Annotated in this window: 20 protein-coding genes; 17 read left to right on the top strand and 3 right to left on the bottom strand. The window is 38.8% G+C overall.

Annotated elements, in window-relative coordinates; genetic code table 11:
* The first annotated feature begins 9 nt into the window (after positions 1 to 9).
* The 17 genes from ACEN31_RS05300 to ACEN31_RS05220 all read left to right on the top strand — a co-directional run bounded on the left by ACEN31_RS05300 (position 10) and on the right by ACEN31_RS05220 (position 21,547).
* Positions 10 to 204, top strand: coding sequence for a hypothetical protein (locus ACEN31_RS05300; RefSeq protein ID WP_407108846.1), 195 nt, complete (start codon positions 10 to 12; stop codon positions 202 to 204).
* Positions 205 to 437: 233 nt separating this feature from the next.
* Positions 438 to 1,169: a MurR/RpiR family transcriptional regulator gene (locus tag ACEN31_RS05295; RefSeq protein ID WP_407093533.1), complete on the top strand. Its 732-nt coding sequence runs from the start codon at positions 438 to 440 to the stop codon at positions 1,167 to 1,169.
* A 113-nt stretch (positions 1,170 to 1,282) separates the two neighbouring features.
* Positions 1,283 to 2,899, top strand: coding sequence for a PTS transporter subunit EIIC (locus ACEN31_RS05290; RefSeq protein ID WP_407093532.1), 1,617 nt, complete (start codon positions 1,283 to 1,285; stop codon positions 2,897 to 2,899).
* Positions 2,900 to 2,925: 26 nt separating this feature from the next.
* Positions 2,926 to 4,251, top strand: a complete 1,326-nt coding sequence (locus ACEN31_RS05285) for a 6-phospho-alpha-glucosidase (RefSeq protein ID WP_407094504.1) — start codon at positions 2,926 to 2,928, stop codon at positions 4,249 to 4,251.
* Positions 4,252 to 4,261: 10 nt separating this feature from the next.
* On the top strand, positions 4,262 to 5,155 hold the full coding sequence (locus ACEN31_RS05280; RefSeq protein WP_407108843.1) for an NADP-dependent phosphogluconate dehydrogenase: 894 nt from the start codon (positions 4,262 to 4,264) through the stop codon (positions 5,153 to 5,155).
* The gene (locus ACEN31_RS05275; RefSeq protein ID WP_407093530.1) at positions 5,152 to 6,501 is read left to right on the top strand and encodes an FGGY family carbohydrate kinase; all 1,350 of its coding nucleotides are present in this window, start codon (positions 5,152 to 5,154) and stop codon (positions 6,499 to 6,501) included. Before ACEN31_RS05280 ends, ACEN31_RS05275 begins: the two co-directional genes overlap by 4 nt.
* A gap of 301 nt (positions 6,502 to 6,802) precedes the next feature.
* Complete coding sequence (locus tag ACEN31_RS05270) at positions 6,803 to 7,141, top strand: hypothetical protein (protein WP_197105118.1); 339 nt, start codon at positions 6,803 to 6,805, stop codon at positions 7,139 to 7,141.
* A gap of 367 nt (positions 7,142 to 7,508) precedes the next feature.
* Positions 7,509 to 8,897, top strand: a complete 1,389-nt coding sequence (gene rpoN / locus ACEN31_RS05265) for an RNA polymerase factor sigma-54 (protein WP_407108842.1) — start codon at positions 7,509 to 7,511, stop codon at positions 8,895 to 8,897.
* A 93-nt stretch (positions 8,898 to 8,990) separates the two neighbouring features.
* Positions 8,991 to 10,793 (top strand): sigma-54-dependent Fis family transcriptional regulator, encoded by a 1,803-nt coding sequence (locus ACEN31_RS05260; protein ID WP_407108841.1) that lies wholly within the window; start codon positions 8,991 to 8,993, stop codon positions 10,791 to 10,793.
* Between the two features lie 346 nt (positions 10,794 to 11,139).
* Positions 11,140 to 13,737: an ATP-dependent Clp protease ATP-binding subunit gene (locus ACEN31_RS05255; RefSeq protein WP_407108840.1), complete on the top strand. Its 2,598-nt coding sequence runs from the start codon at positions 11,140 to 11,142 to the stop codon at positions 13,735 to 13,737.
* Positions 13,738 to 13,772: 35 nt separating this feature from the next.
* Positions 13,773 to 15,116, top strand: coding sequence for a dihydrolipoyl dehydrogenase (gene lpdA / locus ACEN31_RS05250; protein ID WP_407093528.1), 1,344 nt, complete (start codon positions 13,773 to 13,775; stop codon positions 15,114 to 15,116).
* Positions 15,117 to 15,129: 13 nt separating this feature from the next.
* Positions 15,130 to 16,200: a thiamine pyrophosphate-dependent dehydrogenase E1 component subunit alpha gene (locus ACEN31_RS05245; RefSeq protein WP_407108839.1), complete on the top strand. Its 1,071-nt coding sequence runs from the start codon at positions 15,130 to 15,132 to the stop codon at positions 16,198 to 16,200.
* A gap of 26 nt (positions 16,201 to 16,226) precedes the next feature.
* Positions 16,227 to 17,264: an alpha-ketoacid dehydrogenase subunit beta gene (locus ACEN31_RS05240; protein WP_407108838.1), complete on the top strand. Its 1,038-nt coding sequence runs from the start codon at positions 16,227 to 16,229 to the stop codon at positions 17,262 to 17,264.
* A 14-nt stretch (positions 17,265 to 17,278) separates the two neighbouring features.
* The gene (locus ACEN31_RS05235; RefSeq protein WP_407108837.1) at positions 17,279 to 18,508 is read left to right on the top strand and encodes a dihydrolipoamide acetyltransferase family protein; all 1,230 of its coding nucleotides are present in this window, start codon (positions 17,279 to 17,281) and stop codon (positions 18,506 to 18,508) included.
* Positions 18,509 to 19,006: 498 nt separating this feature from the next.
* Positions 19,007 to 20,380: an NAD-dependent succinate-semialdehyde dehydrogenase gene (locus ACEN31_RS05230; RefSeq protein ID WP_407108836.1), complete on the top strand. Its 1,374-nt coding sequence runs from the start codon at positions 19,007 to 19,009 to the stop codon at positions 20,378 to 20,380.
* A 625-nt stretch (positions 20,381 to 21,005) separates the two neighbouring features.
* Positions 21,006 to 21,422, top strand: coding sequence for a helix-turn-helix domain-containing protein (locus tag ACEN31_RS05225; protein WP_407108835.1), 417 nt, complete (start codon positions 21,006 to 21,008; stop codon positions 21,420 to 21,422).
* The gene (locus tag ACEN31_RS05220) at positions 21,419 to 21,547 is read left to right on the top strand and encodes a transposase (RefSeq protein WP_138405288.1); all 129 of its coding nucleotides are present in this window, start codon (positions 21,419 to 21,421) and stop codon (positions 21,545 to 21,547) included. Before ACEN31_RS05225 ends, ACEN31_RS05220 begins: the two co-directional genes overlap by 4 nt.
* Positions 21,548 to 21,855: 308 nt before the next feature.
* On the opposite strand, the gene ACEN31_RS05215 is transcribed toward ACEN31_RS05220, so the two are convergent.
* The 3 genes from ACEN31_RS05215 to glnA form a co-directional block, all read right to left on the bottom strand.
* Positions 21,856 to 23,076 carry an LL-diaminopimelate aminotransferase gene (locus ACEN31_RS05215; protein ID WP_407108834.1) on the bottom strand — a complete coding sequence of 407 codons (1,221 nt, stop codon included), beginning with the start codon at positions 23,074 to 23,076 and terminating at the stop codon, positions 21,856 to 21,858.
* Between the two features lie 11 nt (positions 23,077 to 23,087).
* The gene (gene dapF / locus ACEN31_RS05210; protein ID WP_407108833.1) at positions 23,088 to 23,963 is read right to left on the bottom strand and encodes a diaminopimelate epimerase; all 876 of its coding nucleotides are present in this window, start codon (positions 23,961 to 23,963) and stop codon (positions 23,088 to 23,090) included.
* Positions 23,964 to 24,252: 289 nt separating this feature from the next.
* Positions 24,253 to 25,599, bottom strand: a complete 1,347-nt coding sequence (gene glnA, locus ACEN31_RS05205; protein ID WP_407108832.1) for a type I glutamate--ammonia ligase — start codon at positions 25,597 to 25,599, stop codon at positions 24,253 to 24,255.
* Positions 25,600 to 25,857 lie beyond the last annotated feature (258 nt).

The following is a 25,857-nucleotide window of genomic DNA, read 5'->3' as shown; positions in this document are numbered from 1 at the left end:
GAATTTTTGTTGAATTATTTACAGGATGAGACTGAGAAATGTGTATCATTCATTTTCTCAATCTCAGTGATTGTAATGTTCGTCATATTAAATATTATTGGTGCGCTCGACTTGCCAATGGGCGTTGTGTTCCATGAAGGGTCAACCTTCTTAGTTATTTTAAACGGCTTACGATTATTGTCGGAGAGGGATGCGAAGAATTAGTAGAGATAGAAAACCACAGCTGATAAACTGTGGTTTTTCTATAGGTACTTATGGTTAACTTACCTTGTAAAATAAAATAAAACGAATTAATGCCAATAATAAGAATATTTTTCTCAAAATACCTGTAAATTAATATCAAAGTACCTTTTGGTGCAGTAACTAATTAGATGTATAATAAAGACAGATGAAATGAACGGAATCATAAACTACTACATTTTAGAAAGGATACCATATTGAAACATAATTATTATACAACGAACAAAAAATTTACCGATATTGAAAATACTGTCCTGAAGTACATCGACAATAATCAGACTATGTTAAAAGATTTGACGATTCAAAAGTTAGCGGACGAAACGTTTACTTCTAAGTCGACAATTTTTCGATTAGCTAAGAAGCTTGGATTCGATGGATTTACAGATATGATTTATCACTTGAGTCGTCAGCAAGTTAAGACGGTGGACGGCGAAGTGGATACTTATATTGGTGACTTATCAACGAGTATTCAGAAGATATTTATACAAAATGAAAAAAATTTACTAGATTTTGTCGAGCGGACAAAAAAAGATGACCGTTCACTTTACATTATTGGAACAGGATATTCAGGGATTATCGGAGAGTATTTATATAAGAAAATACTTGGGCAAGGCGAGCTGGTTTATTACTCTAATGGAGCGGATACAAATGCTTTATTTCTCAATAATTTACATCGTATTTCAGATATTATATGTGTTTCAAAAAGTGGCGAAACAGATCTCGTGAATACTAAAGCTGAGATTGCGAAAGAGAAAGGTATAGGTGTTATTTCATTTACCCACTCCAGTGATAATTCACTCGCAAATCTATCAGATATTGCTTTTACGATTGATGACAATCAGTTTTTGGATCGAAATAATATTAACTCCACCCAATTTTATTCGATGTTATTACTCTATTTAGAGTATCTTATTGAAAAGTCTTTCTAAATTATAGAAAAACTTTTCTTTTTTTTGGAAAAAATTCCTAAGAAGCCCTTTCCTATGTTAATGAAAGCGTTTTGATGGTAGAGTATTTTTACAAACAAAAAGGAGGTTCATGTATGAACAAAGGGCAAAGTATAATGGATGTCATGCAACGTTTTTCAAAAGCGATGTTCATTCCCGTCTTGATTCTACCGATAGCTGGTTTGTTGATTGCGATTGGGAATATCTTTACGAATCCAAATTTACTAGAGGTGGTACCATTTCTAGATAATCCATACACCGTCGGATTTGGAACGATTATATCCGGATCATTAGTAACAATTCTACAGAATTTAGGTATCATATTCTGTGTCGGAATTGCGGTTGGTTTAGCTGATAATAAAAAAGGTGAAGCTGGTTTCACTGCAATGTTAGCATTTTTAGTTTTCATTAACGCTATGAACAAATTTATGGAACTTAACGGAACATTAGCTGATCCAGAAGCTTTAAGAGGAACTGGACAGAGTGTCGTTCTAGGGGTTCAAGTTTTAGACATGGGTGTATTCGCTGGGATCCTACTTGGTGTCATCATCGCATATGTATTCAACAAGTATGCAGATATTGAATTCAATAATGCTTTTAATATTTATGGTGGAACACGTTTTGCATTTATAGTCTTAATTCCCGTTGTAGTTATTTTTGCGATTGTGATGACTTACATCTGGCCGTTCTTCCAAAGTGGTATCAATTCACTTGGTGGGTGGATTCAACATGCTGGTAACTTTGGACTGTTCGTATATGGTGCTCTTGAAAGATTACTTATCCCAACAGGCTTACACCACTTAGTTTATACACCATTCTTATATTCATCACTTGGTGGGACTGAAGTAATTGGGGAAGCTGTATTCGAGGGTTCTCGTAATATTTATTATGCTGAGATGGTTGAACCGTCAATTCGTCAATTATCTGAAAGTGTTATCTGGGACGCGCGTGGTATTTCGAAGATGTTTGGTCTAATCGGAGCGTGTCTGGCAATGTACGTTACAGCAGATCCAGATAAGAAACAACGTGCGAAAGCTATTCTTATTCCGGCAGCCTTTACTTCATTTATTGCTGGAGTTACTGAACCAATTGAATTTTCATTCATGTTTATCGCACCCATTTTATATGTTGTGCATGCGGCTTTAAGTGGCTTAAGTATGGTTGTATTAAACATATTCAATGTCCGTTCAATTGGTCCTAATGGTTTTATTGATTTCTTATTAATGAACGTACCTTTAGGAATTGAAAAAACGGGCTGGCCAATGTATATCTTGGTTGGACTTGTGTTCTTTGTCATCTACTTTGTTGTCTTTAGACTCTTAATTAAAATTATGGACTTGAAGACAATCGGACGTGAGACTGAGGGAGCAGAGACAAGATTATATTCAAAAAAAGATTATTTAGATAAGCAAACGAACCTTAGCCATGAAGATGATGTAGATGTCGCTACTCAAGAACGTGGAAGCATCGGAGTTACTGTTGTTGAGTTGTTAGGTGGAAAAGATAATATCGAATCAGTCACGAATTGTTATTCAAGACTTCGAACGGTATTAAAAGATCCTGAACTTGTTGATGAAGCTGGGTTGAAAAATGAAACTCAAGCGAGTGGAGTTGTTGTCAAAGGGAACAATGTTCAAGTAGTATACGGAGTTCAAGTTGGATCAATTAGAAAGTCAGTTGATGAAGTATTAGGCTTCAGTTCAAAAGATTAGTCATTAGGAAAGGACGTCATTAAATTATGAAGAAATTCTCAGTTGTTATTGCAGGAGGCGGAAGTACATTTACGCCAGGTATTGTTAAAATGTTACTTGAAAATATCGACCGCTTCCCCTTAGAAAGATTGTATCTATATGATAATGATGAAGCGCGTCAAGCGATTTTAGGTGAAGCGATTGATATTATGTTAAAAGAAGAAGCACCAGATATTGATTTCGCTTATACGACAGATCCAGAGAAAGCTTTCACCGGTATGGATTTCTGTATGGCACACATACGAGTAGGGAAATATGCAATGCGTGAACAAGATGAAAAAATACCGTTAAAGCATGACTTAATCGGGCAAGAAACATGTGGACCGGGTGGAATGGCTTACGGTATGCGAAGTATTGGTGGCATGATTGAATTAATCGATCTAATGGAAGAATATGCACCAGATTGCTGGATGTTAAACTACTCCAACCCAGCATCAATCGTAGCAGAAGCGTGCCGCGTCTTAAAGCCGGAATCTAAAGTCTTAAATATTTGTGATATGCCAGTTGGTACGTTACGCCGTATGTCTCAAATCTTAGGCATGACACCAGACGAATTAGAAGTGGATTACTTTGGTTTAAACCACTTTGGTTGGTGGACATCAATCCGTGGAAAAGATGGAACGGATTACACAGAACAAGTTAAAGCGTATGTAAAAGAGAATGGATACTTGAACCAAGTAGAGATTGATACGCAACATACTGACCCAAGCTGGCAAGAGACACATAAAAAAGCACGTGATTTATTCGCTGTTGAGCCTCGCTTCTTGCCAAATACATACTTACAATATTACCTGTTCCCAGATGAAATGGTTGAACATTCTAATCCAGAATTCACCCGTGCAAACGAAGTAATGGCTGGACGTGAAAAAGATGTATTTGATACAGCAAAAGGGATTATTGCTGCCGGAACAGCTAAAGAAAATGGCTTCCATATTGATAGTCACGCATCTTTTATTGTGGATTTAGCGCGAGCGATCGCATTCAATACTCATGAGCGAATGCTTATGATTGTTGAAAATAATGGGGCGATTGCCAACTTCCCAGATGATGTCATGGTTGAAGTTCCATGTATTATTGGTTCAAAAGGACCAGAGCCATTAGCTCAAGGAAAGATTCCAATGTTCGAACAAGCGCTAATGTTCCAACAGGCTTCATCGGAAAAACTATTAGTTGAAGGGTTTATTGAAGGAAGTTATCAAAAAGTGTGGCAAGCTTATACATTATCTAGAACGATACCAAGTGCAACAAAAGCACGTGAAGTATTAGATGATTTAATTGTTGCCAATGGTGATTTCTGGCCAGAATTAAACTAAGGTGGTCTTTATGGAAATAACAATTATTGGATTAGGCAAGATGGGGTTATCGCTTGCTAAACAATTGAATAAGCAAGGTCAGACAATTAACGGATTCGATGTGAATCCGTTAATTGCTGACGTGTATATGGATGAACGGTTAAATTATTTGAAGAGCATCTCAGATTTAAAATCCTTTCAAGAAACGAAAAATCTTGTGTTCTTAGTTTTACCAGCAGGTCAACCAACAAAGGCAACGATTAAAGAGCTTTCAAGTTTATTGAAAAAAGATGATATGATTATTGATTTTTCAAATTCGTTCTATAAAGATTCAATTCAGAACTTTGAAGCGTTAGCAGACTTAGGCATTAAATACTATGATTGCGGCTTATCTGGTGGGGTTGAAGGTGCAATGTATGGAGCGTGTATGATGTTAGGCGGGCCGGCTGACACAGATGAGTCGTTACTGGCTTTATTGGAATCACTATGTGTACCAGGCGGCTTTGAATTTTACCCCCAACCAGGAAGTGGGCATTACTTAAAGATGGTTCATAACGGGATTGAATATGGCATGATGCAAGCGATCGCTGAAGGCTTAGAACTATTACATAGTCAGAGTCACTATGACTTTGATTTAAGTCGTGTCACCAATAATTGGCGTTATGGATCAATTATTGAGTCAGCTTTAATGGATAATATTCATGAAGAGTTAACTAGAGATGAAGACTTAGCCCAATTTAATCAGAAAGTTCATGCATCTGGTGAAGCAAAATGGATGGTAAGTGAAGCCCTACAGGAGGAAGTTCCTACCCCTGTCATTTCTTTATCATTAATGAAGCGTAACGCGTCCTTGAAAGAGGTGCCCTTCTCAAATCAAGTGCTATCTGCCATGAGATTCAACTTTGGTGGGCATAAGGAATATTGAGTAAATTCATTGCGAGTATCGATGTAGGAACTACGAATATCAAGATTAATTTATTTAATGCTACATATGAAGTCATCGATACAGTTATAGCGCCTCACTTAACTATCTACAAAACGGACTCACTATTTGAGATGGATTTGGAAGAAATTTGGGGAAATATTAGAGCTGGCTTGAAAGATTTGATATCAAGAAATGCCATTAGCAACTTGGAAATCATTCTGACAACTGCAATGCATAGTGTTCAATTAATCAATCAAGATGATACCCTCTTTGGAGCTTTGGTAACTTGGGCTGATACTCGCGGGGCTGAGATGATTAAACAGTTGAGTCCTGAAATATTAGTAGAACAATATTACCGGACTGGAACGCCGAATCATAGCATGAATCCGTATTATAAATTATTGAGTATATATCAAAAAGACAAGCGGGTTGGATCATTAAAAGATATATTATTCCACCGATTGACAGGGGAATGGGTACTTGATGTAAGTAATGCCTCCAGCAGTGGATTGTTGAATTTGACGGAGTTGACTTGGGATGATAGGTCGTTAAGTGAGATTGGCCTGGGTATTAATCATCTTCCACGAATTGAAGCGGTCGATTATAATCGACCAGCTTTACCTTTACTTTTTGATGCGGAGGTGACGGTCACGATTGGAACGTCTGATGGCATCTCATCGAATTACGTATTTAGTGACTTGGATGAACTGGCCGTATTATCGATTGGCACTAGCCATGCTGTGCGTGTCATTCATTCAGAGGCCCAATTAAACGATCAATACCAAAACTTTGCCTATAATATTAAGGAAAATAAATATTTACTTGGTTTACCTAGTAACAATGGAGCAGATGTTCTATCTTGGACCAATAAAGTCTTCAATAGTAGTTTTGAAGAGTTGGATGCAATTGCAGCCAAACGGCCGCATACAGAAAGTATCTTTGTACCGTATTTAAACGGTGAGCGAGCACCTACTTGGGATGAGGCGGCAACAGGAAACTTACTGGCTTTAACACGAACAAGTTCGAGAGAATCTGTATTATTCTCGGTTATTCTAGGAATGTTGTTTAATATTAAGCACAATGTGAGTATCTTGGAAGAACTTGCTGATTTTAACGCCATTGGTTTAGTGGGAGGAATTACAAAGCTCGAAGCATTCCCACAATTAATTGCCGATATCTTAGGCTATAAATTATACATTCCACTGATAGAAAATGCAGAAACACTGGGAAGTATTGCGGCTGTTAAAGAGATGGAATTACTCAGAGAATATCGGATTGTTGAACCGCAGTTTGACAAAGACTATGATGCGATGTTTAAGAAATATATGGAAAACGTATTGATTTAGTTGAGAGTTAGATTTAGCTTTGACTATCACATAAAACCCCAGAGACTCAGGTTAATTTCGGGGGTTTTTTATGAAACGATTGCTTTTGAACCCGTTTTTTACAGAGAGGGTATCATCTCAGGATATATGAACCCACTCTACACGTTTGAGGTATGGACTGGGACTATGAATTCGGGTAATCAATCCATGTTAATGAAGGATCGGCCAACTCAAACGGCTATTTTACCTAAAGCAATCCAAATTTGAAAGTCATACTAGGTAATATTGTGAGGTCAATGTCTTTAATGAGAATGGGAATCTTATGTATCAAGATGCACTAGACGTTTATGAATACCGGCTAACAGCGCTTGCGCATAAGTCAGGCTTCTTAACGCTAGAGCGTTATTTTCTCAATCAAGACTATATAGAAGGTTATACATACCCATATGCAACGGTTACGATCATTGCTACTGTAGGTTTGGGTAATGGTTACTGGGAGACAGTTCAAGCTGATGGGGATGGTTATTTTTATTTAACGGTTCGGGGATATGATAATCACTATCAAACTTACGATGCTGTTGAACATCCAGAAATGAGAGAAGTTATTTTCGTTACGCCATACCCATGGACTGGATGGGAGCATAAGAATGCTGAGTGGTGATGAAATATATATTTTTAGAGGAACATCTACGAGTTGAGATAGCTTGTAGGTGTTTTTGTTTTGGAAATTCTAGATTAATATTCAAGTATATAGTTTTATCACAACTTTGTTGGGATGCGTGAGTCGATATTCAACTAAGCGGAGCGTGGCAGCTCTTCGCGATAGACTGAATCCACTAAACCAGAGCGTGGTGACACCTTACGACGCACCGTTTTTATTGATTCGGAGCTTGGCATCACCTCTCACAACGCTCCCATCTACCACTTTAAATCTTAACCAAATAACATTATTAGCGTTATCTATTACGACTAATGAGTAATGATACAGATATGGTATAATAAAGTATCAAGTATGGGGGAATGAGAATATGAAACGGGAAAGAGGTACATCATTAAATACTGAATTAATGCAAAAGCAACGTCAACAAATGAGTTTTGACCAGTTACAAGCGTTAAGAATCCTTCAAACAGCTCGTGAAGATTTAAGTCAATTATTGATGGATATATCACAAGAGAATCCCTTCATGGTTGTTGAAGATACACGAGATATGTTAGAGATTAATTCGTTAGGATTCGATAATATTCTGATTGAAGATGGTGTTAGTCAGTATGATTCATATGGTAACATGGTTAACTCATCAGATAGGCAAGATAATCACCAAGCAATGATAAATCAACTAGAGGATCAGAGACAACAATCCTTTCGAACTAATTTAATAGACCAAATCATGTGTTATCGCAAGACCCGTTTGCGAGATCTGATGATTAGGCTAGTGGATGAATTCGATGAACATGGCTTTCTTAGCAAGTCAGACGAAGCGTTACAATTGATTCTAGAGTGTGATACGATTGAGTTACTCGATGCGATCACTTTACTTCAACAATTAGAACCCGTTGGTGTTGGTGCGCGTGATTTGAGGGAATTATGGATGCTTCAAACTGAACACGACCCATCAGCTCCAGAGATAGCTTACGTTGTTTTAGAAATATACTTTAATGAGTTAGTCAATCGTGAATACCAAACGATATCTAATCATTTAAATGTTTCTATTGAGGATATATTAGAGACAGTCGCTTATTATCAAACCTTAGCGATAACGCCTGCGGTTTACTTTTATAGTGAGGAAACACAATATATTGAACCAGATGTATTTATTCAACAGAAAGAAGAGGGATACGAAGTATCTTATAATTTTCAAAACTTACCGAAATTAAGTTTTAATGATACATATTATCAAGAAATGAAAGCCATTGATGATACTGATTTGAAAGAATTTATCAAGGACAAGCGACAGCAAGTGAGAGCTGTCTCGTATAGTTTGAAACGTAGAGAAGTGACACTCGTTCAAGTTACACAAGCAATTATTGAAGCACAAGCGCTTTTTTTCAATTCAAAAGGGCATCAAGTGTCTCCATTAACGATTAAACAAATAGCTGAAAGATGTGACCTTAGTCCTTCCACAGTAAGTCGTACTATTCAAGGTAAGTATTTTTATACTGATTTTGGTACATTTGAATTGCGAAAACTCTTTACAACATCATCAGTTCAGTCAGAATCAGGTGAAGAGTTAAGTCAACAGTTTATATTAAAAGAAATTCAAAAGTTAATTGATCAAGAAGACAAGCAACATCCCTTGTCAGATCAGAAACTAGCGGATATTCTTCATGAGAGAGGTTACACGATCTCACGTCGAACGGTTAATAAATATCGCAAGGAATTAGGGATCTTATCCACTACAAAAAGAAGGATTAAGTAATGGAAAAGAGTTATGAATATTTTTTATAATTTAAAGAAAGCGCTTCACTTACTTATGAGAGCAAGTTATAATATAACTGAGGGGTGATGAACGTTGAACGAATTATTGTGGAAAGAGTTTGTCATTAAAAAAGTAATTAATCCTGATGCATTACCGGATAAAATAGCTAATTCATGGGAAGTATGTCGCAAAAAGGACTTAAATCCATTTCAAATGGTTAGTAATACAGTATTACGTTATGACCAATTATCAATGAAACAGAAGCGTCATAAACTATTAATTGATTTAGTTGAAGAAGAGATTATCAAGATATCTAAAATTTTAAATCAAAGTGAATCATTGTTTATCTTAACCGATGCAGAAGGCTATATTATTTGGAGGCAAGGGAATGCTAGAGCGATTGATCAAGCAAATAATATTGGCTTCTTTGAGGGGAGTCGGTGGAACGAGCTCGATGTGGGAACAAATGCGATATCACTCGCTATATCAAAAAGGATGAGTCAAAAGGTATCTCGTTTTGAGCACTATGCAGTTGCATCGCATGAATGGAGTTGTTTTGCATGTCCCATATTTGATGGGGATCATCTAGTAGGCATATTAGATATTTCCACCTATAAGAATAATCATATTGAACACCAAAGTGTTACACAGTTAATTGCTGAGCGAGTCATGAACCGTCTATTCCAACGTCGAATCAAGCAGCAGCAAGCTTTAATGACTTATGTAGTAGGTACTGATAATCATAGCGTGCTTTGCAATGAGCACAAGCAAGTGGTTTACTTTCCTACTGAAATGGAAAGGTATAAGCAACTATCTCTAGGTATTGATATTGAAGCTTTTTGTCATCAATATGACGGTCTGTATAATGTTGAGTCCCTTTTGTATGATCAGGAGCGGATTGGTTATAAGTATCAATTCTATACCAATAATCATACAGAAAGAAAATATTATCCAGGTGTACTATCAGAGAATAAGGCTTATCAGAATTTTTTAGAGAAAGTTTATAAGGCGGCTGAGGGTACTGTACCCGTTCATATACGAGGTGAATCAGGTTCTGGTAAGGAGATTATTGCCAAAACGATTCACTATAATAGTCCATATAAGGATGGACCATTAATTAGTCTAAATTGTGGTTCAATTAGTGAAAACTTACTAGAAAGTGAGTTGTTTGGGTATGCGGCTGGGGCATTTACCGGAGCGAGCAAGGAAGGCTATAGCGGTAAGATGCAACAAGCAGAAGGAGGCACACTCTTCTTAGACGAAGTGGACAGTATGTCTTTAAAAATGCAAGCCGCATTACTACGTGCGATTGAAGAAAAACAGGTGACACCGATTGGTAGCAATAAATCTTACACGGTTGATTTTCGAATTGTGACAGTAACTAATCAGGATTTGAAAACTGCCGTTTGTGAAGGTCGCTTTAGAGAAGATTTATACTACCGACTCTATGTCATTCCACTTCAAATACCACCTTTACGTCAACGAACAGAAGATTTACTTCCATTAATTGAATCATTCTGCCAGAAGAAAAAGTGGCAAATTACGTGGAAGAGAGAATTATTCGACATAACGAAACACTATCCTTGGTATGGGAATATTCGAGAGTTTAACAATTTTCTTGAACGGTTGTATATGTTCTATCCTATCGAACAACCTAGCTTGCATGTCATCAAAGAGTTAATTGAAATGACCACCTTTAGTGCTCCACAAGCACCAAGTAACCTTAGGGTGAAAATAGAACAAGAAAAAAATATACAACCTAAAAATGAAGCAGAAAAAATTCTTCAAACACTTGAAGAATATAATTATCATAAGAGTCACGCTGCGAAAGCTTTGAATATGTCACGAACTACCCTCTATCGCAAGATTAAGAAATACCAATTAGATGTAATATAGATAAACTTGAGATAGGATTACCTCTGTGATTGGCCATCTTTTTTCTTACTTCGATGATTGGATAAATAAAAAGCGAGAACCCATGGTTTAAGGGGTTCTCGCTTTTTTGTTTATAAACTGTTTCACCTTGTTCCACATAGGACACAGGATACACCAATTGAAACAAATTGTTGCACCTTGTTACATAAAGTATTTTATTCAATGAGTCAATATAGTTTATATCGCCTTTTCAAAAGTTGGCACGGAAATTGCTATATATTAAGTAGAGACGAAACATCATTAAAGGAGCGATGATAAAGCAAAAATTATACGCAATAATACATTAAGGGAAAGGAGTCTGGACTGAATGAATGAATTTACTAATAATGTAATTCAAGCATTTAGCGATGCGCAGACGCTTGCTAAAGAAAGACAACAGATTCAAGTTGATATCCCTCATCTATGGTCAGTCTGGATGCAACCTAAACATTTTGTGTTTGATTTCTATGAATCACTAGAGATTGATATTAATGAGATGGTACAACTCATTAATCAGGAATTGGATAAGTTACCTGTGAGTCGAGGGAGTGATAGTCAATTCGCTCAACAGCAGACGCCGAGGTACGATCGCTTAATTGAAAGTGCAAAAGAAGAAGCGAAAGAATTGCGCGATGAAATCTGTAGTTCTGAGCATTTTATTCTGGCACTGATGAATCAAAACTATAATCCAATCACAGCATTCTTATTAAAAAATGATATAGATCGTGATCTTATATTAGAAAAACTGAATCGGGTTCGTAAGGGGAAACGAGCAACTTCTGAGAACCAAGAGATGGTATATCACGCATTGGATCAGTATTCAACAAACTTAAATGAACGGTACCAACAAGGTAAGCTTGATAAGATTATTGGACGGGAGCAAGAAATTGAAGAAATTATTCGTGTCTTGTCAAGAAAAGCAAAGAATAATGCTATTTTAATCGGGCTGCCTGGTGTAGGTAAGACAGCGATTGTCGAAGGATTGGTACAAAAGATTGAACAAGGACTCGTTCCTAAGAACTTGAAGGACAAAGCCGTTTATAACTTAGACATGAGCTCACTTGTTGCAGGTGCTAAATATCGAGGTGAATTTGAAGAACGGTTAAAAGCAGTTCTAAATGATGTCCGAGATTCAAATGATAAAATTATTTTGTTCATTGATGAAATTCATACGATTGTAGGGGCAGGTAAGACCGAAGGTTCGATGGATGCAGGAAATATTCTCAAGCCAATGTTAGCTCGGGGTGAGCTTCGCTGTATAGGAGCAACGACTCAAGATGAATATCGGGAGAATATTGAAAAAGACAAAGCCTTAGAACGGCGTTTCCAACGAATTCATGTTTCAGAGCCAACTCTTGATGAAGCAATCGATATATTATCGGGCGTGAAGGACAGTTATGAAGTATATCATGGAGTTGAGATTACTGAAGATGCCGTCATAGCCGCTGTGAATCTCTCGAATCGTTACATGACCGATCGATTCCTGCCGGATAAGGCCATTGACTTGATGGACGAGGCAAGTGCTGTTCGACATATTCGGATAAAGAGTATGCCGGCACAAATCCAAACATTAAAAGATGAGATCACTCAAGTCAAGATCGAAAAACTAAAACAAGAACAGGGCTTTACAGAAAGCGTTGAAGAAGACTTAAGTCGTAACTTAGATCAATTAAACGCTCGGTTAGATCAGAAAATAAAGCATTGGGAAGTTGAACAAAAGATCATTGAACAGTTACAAGAATTGAATGAAGATAAAATCTATCAATTAAAATTAGCTAAAGAAGCTCAGCTAAAAGGTGAATTAGACGAGTACGTACAGATTACTCAACTACTTCTTCCTAATATTAATAGAAAGATAGAAGCCTTAGAAGAACAACGACTAGCAAATATCGATGAATTATATCTCATTCGACATACAGTGGAAGAGTCAGATATTGCAGAAATTGTTGAGAAACTAACAGGGATTAAAGTCCAAGGGGTTATGGAAAATGAACGACAACGGCTATTGCAATTAGATCAAATTATTAAGCAACGTGTTGTTGGCCAAGATCAAGCTGTAGACAAGGTGGCTCAAGCTATCATCCGGTCTAGAGCGGGCGTTCAAGATCCAAACCATCCAATCGGCTCATTCTTATTCTTAGGTCCTACCGGCGTAGGAAAGACTCAACTTGCTAAATCACTGGCAGATGTCTTGTTCGGTAGTGAGCTAGAGATGGTTCGCTTGGATATGTCAGAATTTATGGAGAAGCATGCTGTAGCCAAATTAGTGGGACCACCTCCAGGTTATATAGGCTATGAAGAAGGGGGACAGCTAACAGAAGCAGTAAGGCACCGACTCTATTCCGTAGTCTTATTCGATGAAATAGAAAAAGCTCATCCAGATGTGTTCAATATTCTCTTACAAGTTCTAGATGAAGGGCGATTAACGGATTCACAGGGGAGAACGATTGACTTTAAAAATACAATCCTAATTATGACGAGTAATATCGGATCACTGAAGTTGCTCGAAGGGTTAGAGCGAGATAAGGAAATATCCGAAAAAGTTCAAAATGAAGTCAAAGATGAACTGAAACATCATTTCCGACCCGAGTTTCTAAATCGAATTGATAATATATTATTATTTAATCCACTGACCTTGGATGATATGTACAGCATAGTTGACTTAATGATTGCTGATTTAGCTCAGCGTTTACATCGTTATCGGATTGATTTAGTTGTATCTGAAGAAGTGAAAGGCTGGATTGCAGAAAATGGTTATGATCCAACACTTGGTGCGAGGCCTCTTCAACGATTTATCGTTGATCAATTGGAAACGCCTCTAGCCAGGGAATTAATAAAACAAGACATTATCTCAGATACTTGGGCATTCGTAAAGCTTAATAACGGTCAATTAAGGCTTAGTTATTTGGAGAAAGAAAATGAATAGTTTTGAAAGCGTTTTAAAAAAGGAGGCAAAGTAATTTGAAGCATTATGATGTATTGGTCATTGGTGCGGGTCCAGGTGGTTATGTTGCAGCGGAAGAAGCAGCTCGTTTGGGTAAGAGTGTCGCGGTAATTGAGCGCCAAGCTATTGGAGGAACATGCTTGAATGTTGGCTGTATCCCGAGTAAAGCTTATTTAGAGCATGCTCACTGGATTGATTCCATAAGTAAAGCACAACAAAATGGTATGCAGGTGGAGTTGAGTGGCGTGGACTTTACTCAACTATACGAGCGAAAAAATAAAGTCATCGCAAGTTTACAAAAAGGGATTCACTCTACATTTAAATCATTAAATATTGATTTTATTGAAGGGGAGGCAATTTATATCTCAAATAATACATTTGAAGTCAATGGCGAAAAAATCACTTATGAAGATGTGTTGTTAGCAACAGGAAGTCAACCATTTATACCACCGATACCTGGGTTAAGTTCACAACCGTATCTAACGACAGATACCTTCTTCTCAATGGAAGTATTACCAGAGAAGTTAGTGATTATTGGCGGTGGCGTCATTGCAGTTGAATTGGCCTTTGCAATGGAAGCACTGGGTGTTGAGGTGACCATGCTTGAAGTTGCCAAAGACATTCTACTCACAGAAGACGAAGATGCAAGAAAAATCATTAAGCAGAAGTTAAAGAACCGGATGACAGTCGAAACGGAAGTGGTTATTAAAAACGTTACAAATAACACCGTTGAACTGGAAGGTGATAAGCAATATACCTATGATCGATTACTCATCGCAACCGGGCGTAAACCGAATATAGACTTAGCTCAAGCGATGAATCTTGAATTTGATGAGCAAGGTAAGTTTATAGCAGTGGATGAATATTATCAAACATCGAAACCCCATGTCTACGCTGTTGGTGACGTGATTGGTGGCTATACACTAGCTCATTCAGCCAGTACAGAAGGAATTAAAGCTGTTCGGGCGATGAATAAGATGAAAGAACGTCCGCTCCTCAATTGTCACGTTCCTAGATCACTCTTTACACATCCTGAAGTGGCGACCTTCGGTCTTTCTGAAGAAGAAGCTAAAGTGCAAGGTTATGACGTTGTAATATCTCAATTGCCATTCGGCTTTAATGGTCGTGCAATTGCAGTCGATCAGACAGAGGGTTTTATTAAGTTAATAGTCGAACGTAAATATGGCGAGATTCTTGGAGCAATTATTTGTGGTCCAGAGGCGACAGAAATATTACATCAAGTACTCACACTAGTAGAAGCAGAAGGTACGATCTATGAACTAGCCTCAACGGTTTACTCACATCCAACAGTTTCTGAACTTGTTCAAGATGTTGCTAAAGTGATTGTAAGAGAAATATAAGGAGGAAGAAATAATGGTTAAAGAAAAATCAATTCCACAATTAGAAGGACGTAGCGAAACGGCGTTAAAAGATTTGGTACAACTAGAGATTCGGACATCAACCAAAGCTGCCGCGGAGGCTGTGACTGCAGATAAAGCGAAAGACATGTATCAGACAATGGAAAATATCCGGAATTTTGAAGACAATGTGAGACGATTCTTCGCACAAGGGCTAATTCCAGGATTTGTGCACTTATATGCTGGGGAGGAAGCTGTTGCGACGGGTATTTGCGCTCACTTGACAGATGATGATTATATTACTTCTACTCACCGTGGTCATGGTCATTGTATTGCTAAAGGCGGCGATCTCAACGGTATGATGGCAGAAATCTTTGGTAAAGAGACTGGTTTAGGTAAAGGTAAAGGAGGATCAATGCACATTGCCGATGTGGATAAAGGGATTCTAGGTGCTAACGGAATGGTTGGTGCAGGATTCGGTCTGGCAACTGGTGCAGGAATGAAAATCAAATATAAAAAAGAAGACAATGTGGCAGTTTGTTTCTTTGGAGATGGGGCTTCTAACGAAGGGTTATTCCACGAGTGTTTAAACATGGCTTCAATCTGGAATTTACCTATTATCTTTGTTTGTGAGAATAACTTCTTTGCTGAGTCAACACCACAGTGGTATGCATCGGCTTCGGATACGATAGCTGAAAGAGCGGCAGCTTATGATATGCCAGGTGTTCGTGTAGATGGTAAGGACTTAATGGCTGTATATGAAGTAGCAGGAGAATATATTGAACGCGCTCGTAAAGGAGAAGGCCCTGCTTTAATTGAATGTGTTACATTCCGTAATTATGGTCACTTTGAAGGTGATGAACAAAATTATAAAAACAAAGAAGATGGCTTTGAAAAACGATTAGCGGACACGGATCCTCTGGATATTTTTAGAGATTATGCAGTGGAACATGGACTGCTCACACTGGAAGAACTTGATGACATTCGGTCGCAATCAGAAGCGGATATCGAAGCTGCTATTAAGTTTGCAGAAGAGAGTCCACAACCAAGACCTGAATCTTTATATGAAGATGTTTTTGCTGAGTAACCCAAACACAGAAAGGAGACAATACAATGACCAGACAAATTAACTTTATGAATGCAATTAACGAGGCTTTAGACCAAGCAATGGAAAAAGATGAGAATGTTATTCTGTTAGGAGAAGATATTCACGGAGGAACCGCAGTCCCTCACTTGGAAGAGCAGAATGAAGATGCTTGGGGAGGGGTATTTGGAGTTACGAAAGGTTTAGGACCAAAATATGGCTTAGATCGAGTGATTGATACCCCGCTATCCGAGATGGGATATATGGGTGCAGCTGTTGGAATGGCAGCAACTGGCTTAAGACCTGTTCCAGAGTTAATGTTTAATGATTTTATTGGTTTTTCTTTTGACTCATTATTAGGACAAGCTTCAAAAATGCGTTATATGTTTGGAGGCAAAGCCACTGTTCCAATGACTGTTCGAACAAACCATGGTGCCGGAGCTTCAGCCGCAGCACAACACTCAGGGTCTTATTATGGAATGATAGGATCGATTCCAGGTATCAAGTGTGTGGTCCCAGCGACAGCCTATGATGCGAAAGGCTTACTCTTAGCTTCGATTGAAGATAACAATACAGTCGTATTCTTTGAAGATAAAACTCAATATGGACTCAAAGGAGAAGTGCCAGAAGAATATTATACTGTTGAGATTGGAAAAGCAAATGTCGTTCGTGAAGGTGAAGACTTAACGATTGTAACCATTGGAAAGATGTTATATGTGGCTTTAAATGTGGCTGAGACTCTCGAAAAAGATGGAGTATCTGTTGAAGTTATTGATTTACGGACAGTAGCACCTTGGGATCAAGAAACGGTCATTGAATCAGTTAAGAAAACAAATCGTTTAATTGTTATTGATGAAGCAAACCCTCATAACAATACAGCTACAGATATTGCATCGGTTGTAGGACAGAAAGCTTTTGATTATCTTGATGGCCCTATCAAAACCATCTGTGCACCAAATACACCTACACCGTTCGCAACAAATCTAGAAGCACTTTATCTACCAGATGCGGAAAAAGTATTAACAGAAGCAGCTGAATTAATCGATGATCTCAAAGCAAGAGCATAAGGGGGGGAGTATAAATGGCAAAAAATATTGTAATGCCTACCTTGGGCTTAACGATGACAGAAGGGACCATTGAAACACTGTATTTCAATGAAGGAGATGCAATAAACACAGGAGATGTGATTGCAGAGATAAGTTCTGAAAAATTATCAAGTCCTGTAGAATCACCCGTCAGTGGTACTATATTGAAAATCAATGTACAAGAAGGGGATGTTCTACCCATTAAAGAAGTTATAGCTATTGTAGGTGAAGAAGGTGAAGAAGTAGCATCAGACGAACAGGATAAGGATGTTCCAGATGTTCCAGAAGAAGCATCTGAAGAAGTTTCAAGTGCTTCAACGAAAGAAGAGACGAGCAGTAAACCACGTAATCAAGGAAGCGATGGTGAGCGAATCTTTGCAACACCTCTTGCTCGTAAGATGGCTGAAGAGAAGGGGATTGATCTCTCGGATGTTAACGGAACGGGTGGCAATCATCGTATTACGCGTCTAGATATTGATAGATATGTACCAAGTGAAAAAGTCGTATCAAGTGTTCAAAGTAAGGATACCGCTACATGGGGTATTGGCTTAAGTGGGATGCGTAAGACGATTGCACAACGAATGATGGAAAGTGTTCAAACAACAGCTCAAGTAACAAACCACAGAAAAGTCGATATAACCAACTTAATGGCTTTCCGCAAAGAGATAAAAGAAAAAGTCTCTCGTCCACTAAATAAAGGTGAATTATCGATTAATACTTTAGTGACAAGAGCGGTGATATTAGCCTTACAAGAAAACAGAGAATTGAATGCTTGGTATCATAATGGAATCCATGAAGTACAAGAAGCTATTCATATTGGTATGGCAACAGACATCGAAGAAGGCCTTGTTGTTCCAGTCATTCGAGAGGCAGATCAAATGACTTTATCTCAACTTGGTTCTACCATCGCAAGCGTTGCTTCACAAGCTCGAAATGGTAGCTTACCAGGAGACTTATATTCAGGATCAACATTCACTATTACGAATCTAGGTGGTGCTAATATTGAGTACTTTACTCCAATCATTAATCTGCCAGAAGTAGCAATACTCGGAGTAGGTACTTTAAGCGATGAACTTGCGTTAGACACTGAAGGAACCGTCACCGTTCATCAAAAATTACCATTAAGCTTAACCTATGATCATCAAATTATTGATGGCGCACCAGCCTCTAGTTTCTTAGAGACAGTATCTGAATACCTTAATGACCCATACAGATTGATGTTATAAAAATAAAAGAGAATAAGCGTAAAGAAAGCAACAGAACTAGCCCAATTTTGTTAGTTCTGTTGCTTTTTGATTGAATGAGGATTGTGAGGTATCCATGGATTTTAATAGCTTTCTCAATGCTTGATAGGGTACCGATATTGAAGAGGTTTGAGTAATTAGGTACGAAACGCCATACTACTTTAGACAGTTTGGTCCGTGGCGGCGCTTTACGACGCCCCATCTTCTAATTTACAAATATATTAAAGAGGGAGTTATTTCGGATTGTAACGGGAGTAGTGACATGTGGCAATGGATGTACTATAACGGATTTTAATTTAGAGATTGATAGCATAAAAAAATATTATTCGTTTTAGAATTATTAATGAAACCTCTTACAATGAATTATATAAATTTATAGGTGATTATAAATTAACATAGTGAGTTAGGAGCCAAAAACTAGCAAACGCTATCATTTGTGTTATAATAAAAATATATATCATTCTAAGGAGGAATTATTTTATGGCATATGAAACAAAGTATCCCTTTACTAACGAGGTTTTGAAGACATACGAAAATATTTCGGATCAAGAGATTGAGAAACATCTAGAGAATGGTCACAGGTTATACAAACAATGGCGCAAAAAGGGGCAATTAGAAGATAGAAAAGCGGTCTTATATAAAGTAGCTGAAATTTTACGTCGTGATATCGATAAATACGCTGAGATTATGACAAAAGACATGGGTAAATTATTCGAAGAAGCGAAGGGTGAGGTCGAATTATCTGCTTCCATTGCAGAATACTATGCTGATAAGGCTGACGAATTCCTGAAACCAATTCCTTTTGAAACAGATACAGGAGACGCTTATGTCGTGCGCCAAGCAACAGGGGTGATTATGGCAGTGGAGCCATGGAACTTCCCTTACTACCAAATTATGCGCGTATTCGCACCAAACTATGTAGCAGGTAACCCAATGGTTCTTAAGCATGCTTCCATCTGTCCAGGATCTGCTCAAGCCTTTGAAGATTTAGTAAAAGAAGCTGGCGGGCAAGAAGGAGCCTACAAGAACTTATTCGCAGATTATGATCAAGTTGCTAAAGTGATTGCTGATCCGCGTGTTTCAGGTGTTTGTCTAACAGGTTCTGAACGTGGGGGAGCAACGATTGCTGAGATTGCCGGGCGTAACTTGAAGAAATCGACCTTAGAACTTGGTGGTAATGATGCATTTATCGTCTTGGATGATGCGAACTTAGATGGCCTAAAAGAATTACTACCAGGCTTACGTTTGAATAATGCCGGGCAAGTGTGTACTTCTTCTAAACGTTTCATCGTGACAGAGAAAAATTACGATGCATTCTTAGAGATATTAGTTGAAAGCTTCAAAGGAGCTAAATGGGGAGATCCAATGGATCCAGAAACAACCTTAGCCCCACTATCATCAGCAAAAGCGAAAGAAGAGGTCTTAGAAAAAATTCAATTAGCAGTTGATAATGGAGCAAAAGTGGTTTATGGTAACGAGCCGATTGACCATCCAGGTAACTTTGTAATGCAAACGATATTGACTGATATTACAAAAGACAACCCAATCTTTAATCAAGAAATCTTTGGTCCCGTAGCTATCGTTCATAAAGTTAAAGATGAAGATGAGGCGGTAGAGTTAGCCAACGATTCTAGTTATGGGCTTGGTGGTTCAGTTTATGGTGAGGATTTAGACCATGCTCGCAAAGTTGCCGAAAAAGTGGAGACAGGGATGTCCTTTATGAACTCCGGTTGGACCTCACTGCCAGAATTGCCATTCGGTGGCGTTAAAAACTCAGGTTATGGTCGTGAATTAAGTGAATTAGGCTTTACTGCTTTCTTAAATGAACATTTAATTTATACACCTAAACAATAAAATACCTTATAATATAATGGATAGGACTTGTAAACCAGGTCCTATCCCTACTTTTAATCAAGTACTATTTAGAGAGACATCAGTAGAATAATAGGCATACCAAATAATTCTTCAAAAGACTACTTTTTGTAGAAACTTGGTACAATTTAATTAATCATATCGTTTCCCATGTAGTACTAAATAGTGAATAGATCTTAGAAATCAGTCCTTACATCCATTCAGAACGACCTTATGCTTTTTAGTGTGAGGTTGTTTTTTGGTTTTGTTTTTTTAGTGTTGGTGAGAAATCACCCGCACTATTTTTGTATACACAAAAAGCCAGTGATTCCCGCTATGATGTAAGTACGACCAAACACATAAGAAAGGAAATCGACATGGCTTACTTACATTCTACCGCCATCGGCTCAATCGACGTCCCTGGATGTGAAGGTGCCCCATCGAAAAGACCTCACGGTGACGGGGATCTCGATCATCTGCCTCAAGCCTGTTCTCACTGTGGCTGTCTAAATCAAAGTAGTCATGATATCATACGAAACGGTACGATGAATTCCGTCGTTTTATTGGGACAATACAACTTTCAACCTGTCTATTTAAAGTTAAAGAAACAACGCTATTTGTGTAAACATTGCCGTGGGCCACAGTAGCTGTCACTTCCTTAACTCGTCGGCATTGTTTTATTTCTAATGCGGTGAAGTATGTCATCCTTGAAGAATTAGCTCAGATGCAGTCCATGACCTTCATCGCCCAACACCTGAATGTTTCAACCACGACGGTCATCCGTCAATTAAAAACCTATGGGGACAACCTAAATCCTAAATCCAGTTGCTTACCGTCCCACTTGACGATCGATGAATTTAAATCGGTTAAAAATGTTCCTGGGGCAATGTCGTGTCTGTTAATGAATAACGCGACACATCAAATGGTGGATATCCTTGAAGGCCGAACTCAAGGGTATTTAAGGGCTTATTTCTTACGGCTCTCCCTGGAAGAAGTGCGGCAGGTAAAAACCATCAGCATGGATAGGTATTCCCACACAAGGTGAGAACAGCGTTTCGAACCTTAACTTCCTACGCGTTAGATATTAAAAACAGCTTAACTTATACACTCTCGAATAGCGTTGTGGAAGGCACCGTAAATAAAATCAAGATAATCAAACGATCTGACTAAGGTTATCGCAATTACGGTCACTTAAGATGTCGTATTTTAATCTCAACCCAACTTCAACAACTTAATGCTGAATCTGTACGCCCATTGTATTTTTGTGACGAAGAGGCTCTATAAAAGAATATCCTCCAATCCAACAGATCGCGAAATAACTTACATCAAAAAATAAGACGATAGAACTAAATCTATCGCCTTAAATATTCACCAACATTATTTGACAAAGAACCAAAGTAAGACTAAAATCTAACCTTTGGGGGTATCATTATATCAAAATTTAATCTACTAACAAAATCGCCTACACTCTCTAAACCCTACTCACTATAATACTTCTGCAATCTCTCAACAGCTTTTTCAGTATTATCCCGAGTATTGAAAGCAGTCAGTCTAAAGTAGCCTTCCCCACTTGGGCCGAAGCCGACCCCTGGGGTTCCCACTACTTGAACTTTTTCCAATAACTGATCGAAGAATTCCCAGGATGAGACACCAACTGGCGTTTTAAGCCAAATATAAGGTGCATTGTCGCCACCATAAACGGTTGCACCTACTTCTTTCAAACCTTCCTTGATCATTCGAGCATTTTCCATATAATAGCTAATATTTTCCTCGATTTGTGTCCTGGCAGGTTCTTGGTAACAAGCCCAACCGGCTCTTTGGATGATGTAAGGGGCGCCATTGAATTTGGTCGAATGACGGCGGCGCCACATTTGGTTCAAATTCATATTTTGGAAAGTCAGTGCTTTTGGAACGACGGAGTATCCCAAACGTAAGCCAGTAAAACCGGCTTTCTTAGAGAAACTACGGACCTCAATCGCACAACGCTCGGCACCTTCACATTCATAGATGGAATGAGGAATACCGTCTTCTTGAATATAAGCTTCATAAGCTGCATCGAAGAGGATTAGACTTTCATTTTCTAAGGCAAAATCGACCCATTGTTGCAGTTCATCTTTCGTTAGAGTCATCCCAGTCGGGTTATTGGGGTAGCATAAGTAAATGACATCAACTTTCTCAGTAGGGAGGGCAGGTCGGAAGTGATTTTCCGCATGACTTTCTAAATAGACAAGCTCACTCCATTGACCAAGCTCTTCATTCCATTCGCCCAAGCGACCTGTGAGTACATTGCTGTCGATGTAGACAGGGTAGATAGGGTCTCCCATGGCGATGATGCTATCGAATGCGAATAATTCTTGCAAGTTGGCGATATCACTTTTGGCGCCGTCTGATACAAAGACTTCACTGCTATCCATTGACAGGCCAACTTCTTGATAATCATGTTGGGCTATTGCCTCTCTCAGAAAGTCATAACCGCCTTCAGGGCCATATCCACGAAAAGTATCAGTAGAAGCTTGTTCATCCACCGCTTGATGGAGGGCTTGAATGATTCCTGGAACAAGGGGTTGGGTCACATCCCCGATGCCTAAACGAATAATCTCTTTGTCAGGGTTTAGTTGAGTGTAAGTGTCAATTTTTTGAGCAATGGTTGAGAATAAGTAACTGTCAGAAATTCTTGAATAATTATGATTTGCTTGCATGATAAATCCTCCTAATATACTTGTGGAAAGTAGTGACCAGTGAATGAAGTGCGGGCAGGGCCTTCCATATAAACATGCCCTGTGTCGCTCCGATCCCATGTGATTGTGAGTGTTCCCCCTAAGAGGTTCACCTTAACCGTCTCTTCAGTAAGGCCATTCAACACCCCGGCGACCGCAACCGCACAGGCGCCGGTTCCGCAAGCCAAAGTCTCGCCACTCCCACGTTCCCACACGCGCATGCTAATTTCTTGCCGGTTGTGAACGTGGGCAAATTCGGTATTGATTTGTTCAGGAAAGCGCGTGTCATATTCAAAGCGAGGTCCAAGTGTTTGTAAGTCCAAGTCTTTGATATTTTCTTGAAAGATAACGAGATGAGGGTTCCCCATCGATACACCAGTCACTGGATAAGCTTGTCCGGCGATTGTAATGGCCTGATTAATCCATTGGTCTTCCTCTGCCGTAATTGGAATCAAGGCCGTGTCGATAATTGCTTGGCCCATATTGACCCGAGCTCCTGTGACATCACCTTGATCATTGAAAATGAGCTGGACGGTTTTGACGCCACTTAGTGTCTCAATCTCAATCGATTCTTGATCCCAAAGGCCATTATCGTAGATAAATTTGGCTAAACAACGGATGCCATTGCCGCACATCCGACCTTCGCTGCCATCTAGGTTGAACATCCGCATCTGGAAATCTGCCTTATTAGATGGGCGAAGCACGATGAGACCATCACTACCAATGCCAAAGTGTCGTTCACTTACTTGAATTGCTAATTCTGCTAGATCTTCAATCTCTTCCTTTAAGTCATTAATATAAACATAGTCATTGCCAATTCCTTCCATTTTTGTAAAGGGAATGGCCTTTTTATTTGTTAATTTTGTCATAACACTCTCTCCTTAATTTAGTGAATAAAAAATAGGACCACGAACAAAAGTCCATGATCCTTCCAGTAGAAGAGTGGTATACTTTTGCCCGGTAATTGCTTGCACAATCAGCTTAACTGGCAGTTAAGTTGAACAGTTAGCCACCTATTATGATGACTAACCAACGATAATTCGTTTCGGCGATATCCCCCCAGACCCATAAGTCCTCATGTCAACCGCGCCTCGCACAAAACCTTTTTTATAGAGTAACATTGATACTAATTGACGTCAACTAATTACTAATCATATTTTAATAATTAGTAAAATATTGTTCAATTTCCCATGGTGAGACATATTTGGCATATTCCTCGTACTCTTTTGTTTTGGCTTTGATAAAGCTAGTAGAGATATGCGGCCCTAAAGCATCCAAGATTGGGTCTGAAGCTTTCAATTCATGTATGGCTTCTTGTAATGAACCCGGCAAGCTTGTAATCCCTTGGTCAAGACGCTCGCGAGCGGTCATGCTGTAGATGTTGCAATCAACCGGAGCCGGTGCTTCGAGTTCTTCTCTAATACCTTTTAATCCAGCGCTAAGAATCGTCGCTAGAGCAAGATAAGGATTGGCCGATGGATCGACACTCCTTAATTCAACACGGGTTGAGTTGCCACGAGCTGCTGGAATACGAATTAATGGGGAGCGGTTTTTCTCGCTCCAAGCCACATAGACTGGGGCCTCGTAGCCAGGGACCAGTCGTTTATAGGAGTTCACGGTTGGGTTGCAGACGGCAGTAAAGGCCGGTGCGTACTCCATCAGACCTGCAATAAAATGCTTGGCTGTCTTAGATAAGCCAGACCGCGTACTTTCATCGTAGAAAGAATTACCACTTTCAGTAAAGAGTGACATATTAAAGTGCATACCAGAACCATTGATGCCAAAAAGCGGTTTCGGCATAAACGTAGCATGAAGATGATGGCGTCGAGCTACGGTCTTAACAATGAGCTTGAAAGTTTGAATATTATCGCAAGCCGTCACCGCATCAGCGTATTTCCAGTCGATCTCATGTTGCCCAGCGGCCACTTCGTGATGACTCGCTTCAATCTCGAAGCCAAGAGCTTCTAGTTCTAGAACAATATCACGGCGACAGTTCTCCGCCAAATCTGTCGGCGCTAAGTCAAAGTAACCACCGTGATCATTCAATGTCATCGTTGGATTCCCTTCTTTATCTAACTTGAATAAGAAAAACTCTGCCTCGGGGCCTAAGTAAAAGTCAGAGAAGCCGAGTTCTTTCATCTCTTCCAGAACACGTTTCAAATTGCTTCTAGGATCCCCTGAGAATAGCTCACGAGATGATGTCTCAACGTCACAGATCAGACGAGCAATGCGCTTAGTATCATCGCTTGCAATATTCCAATCAAAAATCAGCCAAGTTTGTAAGTCAGGTACCAAGTACATATCACTCTCTTCGATTCGTACAAAGCCTTCTATTGATGAACCATCAAAGGTCATATTGTTGTCTAAAGCTTTACTTAATTGAGACAGAGGAATTTCTACGTTTTTTATCGTACCTAAGATGTCGGTAAACATTAAGCGGATAAATTTTACATTATTTTCTTTCGCATCTGCCATAATTCGTTCTTTTGTCCAAGTCGTCGTCATATAAAACCCTCCAATAAAATATTAATAATATTATTTAGTCCTGAATAATTCATAGCTCTATAATTTAAGCTGGTTTCTTGAATAAATTAATCGTTCTTGGAAAAATTGGGAATTTTTCTACAAAATAGTGAGTTCTCGAAGTAGATTTTAACTAAATGAACCTTCTTACGATTCTCTTGTTTGTTTGAAGGCATACTTCTCCCTTGTAGACGATTGATTCAAAAAATTAACGTGATGACTGATTTAAATCCATTGACT

Origin of the sequence: Ruoffia sp. FAM 26255, from assembly GCF_045528525.1 — a bacterium.
GTDB lineage: Bacteria > Bacillota > Bacilli > Lactobacillales > Aerococcaceae > Ruoffia > Ruoffia tabacinasalis.
The sequence above is the reverse complement of the archived record's forward strand: the minus strand, read 5'-3'. Positions and strand labels throughout refer to the sequence as shown.

Coding starts and splice junctions, on each gene's coding strand:
- ACEN31_RS05240 (WP_407108838.1), top strand. CDS start 16,227: ATGACCAGACAAATTAACTTTATGAATGCAATTAACGAGGCTTTAGAC.
- rpoN (WP_407108842.1), top strand. CDS start 7,509: ATGAAACGGGAAAGAGGTACATCATTAAATACTGAATTAATGCAAAAG.
- glnA (WP_407108832.1), bottom strand. CDS start 25,599: ATGACGACGACTTGGACAAAAGAACGAATTATGGCAGATGCGAAAGAA.
- ACEN31_RS05245 (WP_407108839.1), top strand. CDS start 15,130: ATGGTTAAAGAAAAATCAATTCCACAATTAGAAGGACGTAGCGAAACG.
- ACEN31_RS05230 (WP_407108836.1), top strand. CDS start 19,007: ATGGCATATGAAACAAAGTATCCCTTTACTAACGAGGTTTTGAAGACA.
- ACEN31_RS05280 (WP_407108843.1), top strand. CDS start 4,262: ATGGAAATAACAATTATTGGATTAGGCAAGATGGGGTTATCGCTTGCT.
- dapF (WP_407108833.1), bottom strand. CDS start 23,963: ATGACAAAATTAACAAATAAAAAGGCCATTCCCTTTACAAAAATGGAA.
- ACEN31_RS05270 (WP_197105118.1), top strand. CDS start 6,803: ATGTATCAAGATGCACTAGACGTTTATGAATACCGGCTAACAGCGCTT.
- ACEN31_RS05285 (WP_407094504.1), top strand. CDS start 2,926: ATGAAGAAATTCTCAGTTGTTATTGCAGGAGGCGGAAGTACATTTACG.
- ACEN31_RS05290 (WP_407093532.1), top strand. CDS start 1,283: ATGAACAAAGGGCAAAGTATAATGGATGTCATGCAACGTTTTTCAAAA.
- ACEN31_RS05235 (WP_407108837.1), top strand. CDS start 17,279: ATGGCAAAAAATATTGTAATGCCTACCTTGGGCTTAACGATGACAGAA.
- ACEN31_RS05255 (WP_407108840.1), top strand. CDS start 11,140: ATGAATGAATTTACTAATAATGTAATTCAAGCATTTAGCGATGCGCAG.
- ACEN31_RS05215 (WP_407108834.1), bottom strand. CDS start 23,076: ATGCAAGCAAATCATAATTATTCAAGAATTTCTGACAGTTACTTATTC.